Consider the following 5,460-nt stretch of genomic DNA (forward strand, 5'->3'; position numbering starts at 1 on the left):
GTGGAACGAAAGAATACAGGGATAAGGTTGAACTTGCTACTCAATACTGGAACACCGTAGCAACAATGATTTCGGACTGGGGAAAGGTAAAAAACGACGAGTTGAAAGCCGCTGAACTGAGACAAGAAAAAATCAACGCTCATGCCGTTGTTCTGCGCGCACTCGGCGGATTGGGTAAAAGTCTCATTGAATCCTATCCGAAGGAGTGGAAACAAAGGCTTACAAAATTGAAAGATATCGACTGGCGTAAGTCGATCGGCAATAAGGTTAATCCAATGTGGGAGAACGCTTGTATTACGGCAGGTTCCGTTGTTTCGAACCGTCAGGCACGTGTCGCCACATTGGCAGTTTTAAAACAACACGTCGGCCTTGAGCTGACAAAACAAGAAGAACAAGTCTGGGGCAGCATGGCATCGTTTCGTGAAGCTGCCACAGCATAATCTAAAACAGGAAGCGTGTGGGTTATGAATGAAAAAAGTTTGCTAGAAAAACTGTTAAAGGCAGAAGATGAAAGTGAAGTGGATGCCATCCTCGAAGAGTTTGGATTTTTGAATGACACCTCCGAGATTTGGCATCCATTCAGCGACTATGAGAATAATTTCAATCTGATCGGAAATCAACAAGCAGATCCTACCGCAGCTCTTGTTGAAAAAATAATTAACGGAATCGATGCCGTTTTGATGGCCGATTGTTTTAAAAAAGGGATTGATCCAGAAAGTCCGCAAGCACCTCGAACCATGGCAAAAGCCGTTGAAGCGTTCTTCGGAGTTCGTGATGGGTTATTGGAAAACATCCAGGGCAAAGAATTAAAAGAATTGGCCGACAACGTTCATCTGGTCGCTGTTGGGGCAAAACAAAGTCCATCCTATCTGATCATTGACCGTGGGGAGGGACAAACACCGGCGCAATTTCCGAAAACGTTTCTTTCGCTCAATCGTTCTAACAAAATGCGAATCCCATTTGTACAGGGCAAATTCAATTCAGGCGGCACTGGAATCCTTCAGTTTTGCGGTACGCGCAACTATCAACTGATCCTCTCCAAACGTCATCCGGGTGCTCCGGTATCAGGAACAGACAATACTAGCGAGTTGTGGGGTTTCACAATTGTGCGCCGCTTGTTACCAGCTGGCGGACGTAAGAGTTCGATGTATGTTTATTTAGCGCCGGGAGGAAAGATCCCGTCCTTCGCAGCACCTTCAATTGACCTGCTGCCTGGGGCATCTAGCAAGAATAATCCTGCTGAAGCATATTCGATGCCACTCGCCCATGGCACTTGTGTAAAGCTTTACAACTACCGTTGGAAGCCACGGTCGATTGCAACAACAGAAGCTCGTTATGAACTCGAAAGATATCTACATTCTCCTTGTCTTCCCTTTCGCATTACAGAGACTCGGGAATACAAGGCGAACTATTACAGCACGACTCTTGCTGGAGTCTGGGTTACTGTCAGCCTTGATGCGGGGGAAGAGGAAGATAACAAGAAGGTCGAAGCTGGTTTTCCAGCGTACGCCGATCTGAACCTACCTTCCATCGGTTCTCTTCCTTATAAAATCGGTTTGTTCCGTGAAGATCTTGACCCCCGGCACATCCCGCACGGCGTATTCTTTACGGTAAATGGTCAGGTACACGGGCAACTACCTCAAAATTTCATTACTACCAGCTTGAAGTTCGATTACCTGAGCAATCACCTTCTTGTATCTGTAGATTGCACATCGATGAATGATCAGGTGCGTGAAGATTTCTTTATGGCATCCCGGGATCGCTTGCGCCGGAATGAAGTATACGATGAGATCCTGCAATCCCTGAAAGAAGAGCTGAGGGATCATCCGGGGCTACGAGAGTACAACGCACTGCGGAAGAAGCGGTTGATGGAAAAAACACTTTCAGAACAAGAGGAAAAGATTGATTTCTTTCAGGATCTTTTAAAAGTTGATCCGACTCTTGCTTCCCTGCTCGGTATTGGCACAAGGCTGGTTACCAGCACCGGTCCAGGTGACCCTCAAGTCTTCCGCGGAAAAAAATTTCCGACGTATTTCAGATTGAGCAAAGAGCCGAATGAAGGGCTGCTTAAGCACTGTCCCCTCAATCGAACCGTCCGAATCGAATTTGAAACCGATGCAGAAAACGATTACTTCAAACGGATTGATTTTCCAGGGAAAATTTATTTTGATCCTCCGAATCTCTGCGAATCGAATCGGTTGTGGAATGGAAAGTTCAGTGCAAGATTCGCGATGCCGTGGAACGCCAAGATCGGAGATCTGGTTGATTTCACGGTAAATGTAATGGACATCGAGCGGGAAACGAAGGGAGGGCCTTTTGTTTGCAAATTCAAACTGAAAGCTGGAGCCGATGTCAATGCTCCTACTCCTCCGCCAGGACCGAGGCGTGAAGGCCACAAGCCAGAGGATACAGGAAGCAGATTAGAACATGCATTGGCAAAACCGGATATAAGGGAGGTCCGCCGTGAACAGTGGACCAATCCGCTGTTGAATTTCAATGAATTCACGGCGCTAAAGATCGCTCATAACGAGGATGGTCAGGGGTATACGTTTTGGGTAAACGTCGATAACGCTTTTCTCTTAACGGAACTTTCGCGCGCAAAGGACGAAGAAAAATCACTTATTAAATTCTGGTTTGAGTGGGGATTGGTTCTTTGCTCGATGGGAATCTTGAAAGACCAGAAACGGCTGGCCGAGCAAAAAACGAACGGTAACGGATCCGCTGAATCGACCGAAGAGATCGCCGAAGATTTGGATAAAGTGAGTCAACTCTGCAACGGACTGGCAAGAGTGATCGTCTCAATCGTTCGGAATCTGCCCCGTGGGCCACAGGTAAGAAGTTCTTAGCTCCTCGAACTGTCAGGTTGATGCACGAGGAGTATTTCTTTTGCAGCGTCATGCTGATCGAGCATTCGTGAATACCATTTTCGATTCGGAACTTCACGACTGATTCGTCCGCTGGAAAAGATATGTTTCTCTTTATATCCAGCCTCGTGCATCGCCTGCAGGTACTGTGGTAGCTGAGATTCGGTATCAGCAAAGGCAACGAGCTGAACAACGAACGCTTTCGGATCAATCATCTGCTTTATCGATTGAAAAGCTGTTCGGAGTGTCAAAAAGTATTTTTCTAATCCCGCTTTCGAGCGTCCACCGAAGGTATAGAATGCTTCGCTGTTTCCATCTTTAAGCGCTGCAATCCAGTATGGCGCCGGCGTTTCTCGGCGACCTCTGATTTGCCACCGGTGATATAGAATGTGAACGCCTGGATATGGAGGAGACGTTAAAACCAATCGTGGCTTTTGCTGAAAATCACCAAGGGAACGAACTTTCAACGCAACCGTATCGCGACAGTACAATCTTCTCCTGCTAGTAATCTTATTTTTGGGAATGCCCTGCCGCCGACAAGCATTCTCAAGTTCTCCTAATCCTTCAAACATTTCCTCTGTTGTATTTCGAAGCCTTTCAAAAATTTGGTATCGTCCTGGAAGACCGTCCCGGCAATCAACAGCCCACTGCCCGGTTCGTAATATCGCGCCGCGCATGAACCGACGCTGACGTTGATACGGTAAGGAATCAACATTCAAAAGAATCGACGCAAAGTTCTTTTCGATTCGTTCTGGAAGATTTTGAACAAGACCCGACTGACTAATCTTTCTAGGATGGCGTAACGTATCATCGACCCACTCGCGAATTGTCTGTTTATCCTTCGTGCTTAATGGGGTCGTTTTTACCGATGCAATAAAGTGGGCCAGCGGATTGATGTCTACGCCAATCGAAAGACGACCAAGCGTCAACGCTTCAACTATGGCAGTAGCTCCCCCCATGAATGGATCCAAGATCCAATCTCCTGGCGCAGAGAATTCAGCAATGATTTCGCGTGCAGCTTGTGGAGAGAATCTCGCAGGATATCTGTAAAAATTATGACTGTAGCCCGAAACTCGGGTATTTGAAGTAATCGCTCGGAGAATCTGGGATCGGTTGATCTCCAACATAATGCCCTCCTTGAAAAACATTTGTTGGAACGTTAAAAGTATCGTATTATAAAAATAATACTATGTCAATTTTTAAAACGGTCAGAACAATTTGATGAACAATTCTAAAAATATGTGCGGTTTTTCAGAGTATCGTAATGTCGGCCTTCCTTTTCATTGCGTAATCTATCGCTTGATTAAGCTCATCAAAAAGGCTTGTCCCGACATCCGTTATAAAGAAATCAGCCGCTGTCTTAACGTTCCCCGCTAGTGGTCCGCCCGGTATTTCCTTCGCCAGATCTTCTATGTCCCAAATAACGCGGCTAACCGGAAGCTTTTCAAGCTCCATAAGGACGTTTTGCAACTCCTCTCTTAATTGCGGCAACTTTTCATAAGGAAGTCGTCCCATATAAAGGTGCTTTATCAACATTGGGAATCTCGATCCCCATCCTTGTGGTTCCATGTTGTACGATATTGTCGAAAAGAAACTGTGTAGAAAATTTGCGCTTCCCACATTAAATGTTTTATTGTCGACTACAAAATTCACGCCCATGGGTCTATTTCAGTATTTCTATTCTTTCTGCAGGAATTCCTGTCTTCTTGCTCAGGCGCTGAATTACTTTTTGCACCGTACCGTCAGGGATGTTCTGGCCACGAATGTCGAGTATAAGCCGCTGCTTCATCTGCGCTGGTAAATGTTGCCCTCGATGTTGTACTTGCTTTGAGATTTTGTAAACCGTATCAGCTCGGTGTGCCGATGTGTCAATACTATAGTTTTTCACGTCTACGCTCCATTCAGGATTAGCAAAATCCGGACGCGTTGAACCAGAAGTGTTACGCGGTACCCGCTGACCATTTAAGAATGAAGGTTCCGATTCGTATCCAACACTCTCCAACAATTCACCAACGTCAAGTTCGGATTTTCGCCAAGCAGGACGCGGTACACGTACCGGCGGCCTTAACAACCCTTCCGCTTCTAAACCCAGAGTTGCTGCCGGTGCAAGTTCGGCAATGATCGTTCCAGGCGCCACCGTAGTAAAGAAAATGGCTAAACCTTCACCCATTAATTCCACAGGACGCTCCGCAAGGAGAGCTCCCTTTGTGACGGCTAAATCCTGCTGTGAGGGTTGCTCAATGTTCGGGTAATTGTGGCCAACAACCTGTAAGGCAATCGATTTCTTTTCAGCATCCGAAACCGACCCAGGCAGGCTATTAACGATACAACTGTAAGCTTGTCCCGGAGTTCTTCCGACAGAACACTCTGATGTATCAGAAAAATGAGCCTCCAGACCTACACAGTCTGGAGAATCGGGACTCAAGACTCCAGTTTTGCACTGAATCTGCTTACTCTCCCGGCCTGGAATTGCTTCCGTGCCCATGGGGTCGGTGTAATTGACCGGGTTGTTAAGAAAGGCCTGGTAGAGGTTGGGTGAATCGGAGTAACCTTCCGGGTCCTGCTGGAGGAAGCGGCCCAGGGCAGGATCGTAGTA

5 protein-coding genes are annotated in these 5,460 nt (G+C 46.7%); 2 read left to right on the forward strand and 3 right to left on the reverse strand.

Annotated features, from left to right (window positions below):
* Both L0156_23225 and L0156_23230 read left to right on the forward strand, forming a co-directional pair.
* Positions 1-440: DNA sulfur modification protein DndB (locus tag L0156_23225; GenBank protein MCI0605909.1), on the forward strand; the 440-nt coding region annotated here is incomplete at its 5' end.
* 24 nt (positions 441-464) lie between these two features.
* Positions 465-2,846, forward strand: coding sequence for a hypothetical protein (locus L0156_23230; protein MCI0605910.1), 2,382 nt, complete (start codon positions 465-467; stop codon positions 2,844-2,846).
* Here the strand turns inward: L0156_23230 and L0156_23235 are convergent.
* From L0156_23235 to L0156_23245, 3 genes are all read right to left on the reverse strand, one after another.
* Positions 2,843-3,991, reverse strand: coding sequence for a site-specific DNA-methyltransferase (locus L0156_23235; protein ID MCI0605911.1), 1,149 nt, complete (start codon positions 3,989-3,991; stop codon positions 2,843-2,845). The genes L0156_23230 and L0156_23235 overlap by 4 nt on opposite strands.
* Positions 3,992-4,115: 124 nt before the next feature.
* Positions 4,116-4,523: an immunity 70 family protein gene (locus L0156_23240; GenBank protein ID MCI0605912.1), complete on the reverse strand. Its 408-nt coding sequence runs from the start codon at positions 4,521-4,523 to the stop codon at positions 4,116-4,118.
* A gap of 4 nt (positions 4,524-4,527) precedes the next feature.
* Positions 4,528-5,460 (reverse strand): RHS repeat-associated core domain-containing protein (locus L0156_23245; protein MCI0605913.1); only part of this gene is annotated, 933 nt, incomplete at its 5' end.

The sequence above is a fragment of the bacterium genome (genome assembly GCA_022616075.1).
GTDB lineage: Bacteria > Acidobacteriota > HRBIN11 > JAKEFK01 > JAKEFK01 > JAKEFK01.

Bases quoted from the DNA above. Each gene is read 5' to 3' on its own strand.
- L0156_23235 (MCI0605911.1), bottom strand. From the start codon at position 3,991: ATGTTGGAGATCAACCGATCCCAGATTCTCCGAGCGATTACTTCAAAT.
- L0156_23230 (MCI0605910.1), top strand. From the start codon at position 465: ATGAATGAAAAAAGTTTGCTAGAAAAACTGTTAAAGGCAGAAGATGAA.
- L0156_23240 (MCI0605912.1), bottom strand. From the start codon at position 4,523: ATGGGCGTGAATTTTGTAGTCGACAATAAAACATTTAATGTGGGAAGC.